Source organism: Actinosynnema sp. (genome assembly GCF_052038725.1).
This window is the reverse complement of the sequence record NZ_JBQGCX010000035.1, coordinates 1-1919: the sequence shown is the minus strand read 5'-3', so window position 1 is coordinate 1919 and position 1919 is coordinate 1. Positions and strand designations below refer to the sequence as shown.

Annotated in this window: 1 protein-coding gene; it reads left to right on the top strand. The window is 69.7% G+C overall.

What is annotated here, in order from left to right; translation table 11 throughout:
• On the top strand, window positions 1–1919 hold a 1919-nt coding region (gene ileS / locus ACTUAL_RS00645), incomplete at both ends, for an isoleucine--tRNA ligase (protein ID WP_440898893.1).

Genomic DNA, 1919 nt, shown 5'->3' with positions numbered 1-1919 from the left:
GTTCGACGCCTCCGTCCAGGCCCGCGACGCCGGTACCGACGGCGACAACGAGTTCGTGTTCTACGACGGCCCCCCGTTCGCCAACGGCCTGCCCCACTACGGCCACCTGCTCACCGGCTACGTCAAGGACGTCGTGCCGCGCTTCCGCACCATGCAGGGCCGCCGGGTCGAGCGCCGCTTCGGCTGGGACTGCCACGGCCTGCCCGCCGAGGTCGAGGCCGAGAAGCAGCTCGGCATCAGCCACAAGTCCGAGATCCTCGAGATGGGTCTGGAGCGGTTCAACGACGCCTGCCGCACCTCGGTGCTGAGGTACACCGACGAGTGGGAGTCCTACGTCACCCGCCAGGCCCGCTGGGTCGACTTCGACCACGACTACAAGACCCTCGACCTGGACTACATGGAGTCGGTCATGTGGGCGTTCAAGACGCTCCACGACAAGGGCCTCGTCTACGAGGGCTTCCGCGTCCTCGCCTACTGCTGGCGCTGCGAGACCCCCCTGAGCAACACCGAGACCCGGATGGACGACGTCTACCGGTCCCGGCAGGACCCCGCGGTCACCGTCGGGCTCCGGCTGGAGACCGGTGAGCTCGCGCTGGTCTGGACCACGACGCCGTGGACCCTGCCGAGCAACCTCGCCGCCGCCGTCAACCCCGACGTCGACTACGTCGTCGTGGTGCCGGCCGAGGGCGAGTTCGCCGGGCAGCGCCTGGTGCTGGCCGAGGCCCGGGTGCCCGCCTACGCCCGCGAGCTCGGTGCGGAGCCGGAGGTGGTCGAGCGGCTCAGGGGCAGCGCGCTGCTCGGCCGCCGCTACACCCCGCCCTTCGACTACTTCGCCGGTCACCCCAACGCCCACGTCGTGCTGGCCGCCGACTACGTCACCACCGAGGACGGCACCGGCATCGTCCACATCGCGCCGGCCTTCGGCGAGGAGGACAAGGTCGTCACCGACGCCGCCGGGATCGAGGTCGTCGTCCCGGTCGACGCCAAGGGCGAGTTCACCGAGCCGGTGAGCGACTTCGTCGGCCAGCACGTCTTCGACGCCAACACCCCCATCACGCGTGCCCTGCGCGAGAAGGGGCTGCTGGTGCGCCACGAGTCGTACGAGCACCCGTACCCGCACTGCTGGCGCTGCGACAACGCGCTCATCTACCGCGCGGTGAGCAGCTGGTTCGTGCAGGTCACGGCGATCAAGGACCGCATGGTCGAGCTCAACCAGGACATCACCTGGGTTCCCGACCACGTCAAGGACGGCTCGTTCGGGCAGTGGCTGGCCAACGCCCGCGACTGGTCGATCAGCCGGAACCGCTTCTGGGGCTCCCCGATCCCGGTGTGGGTCTCCGACGACCCCGCGTACCCGCGCGTCGACGTGTACGGCTCGCTCGACGACCTCGAGCGCGACTTCGGCGTGCGGCCCACCGACCTGCACCGGCCCTTCGTCGACGAGCTCACCCGGCCGAACCCCGACGACCCGACGGGCCGGGCGACCATGCGCCGGGTGCCGGAGGTGCTCGACTGCTGGTTCGAGTCCGGGTCGATGCCGTTCGCCCAGGTCCACTACCCGTTCGAGAACGCCGACTGGTTCGAGCACCACTACCCGGGCGACTTCATCGTCGAGTACAACGGCCAGGTCCGCGGCTGGTTCTACACGCTGCACGTGCTGGCCACGGCGCTGTTCGACACGCCGGCGTTCCGCAGCGTCATCTGCCACGGCGTCGTGCTCGACGAGGACGGCCGCAAGCTCTCGAAGCGGCTCCGGAACTACCCCGACCCCGAAGAGGTGTTCGAGACCCACTCCCCCGCCGACTACATCGTCGAGTACATCGCCCAGACGCGCGGCTGGTTCTACACGATGCACGTGCTGTCGGTGGCCCTGTTCGACCGCCCGGCGTTCCGCAACGTCTCGTGCCACGGCGTGGTGC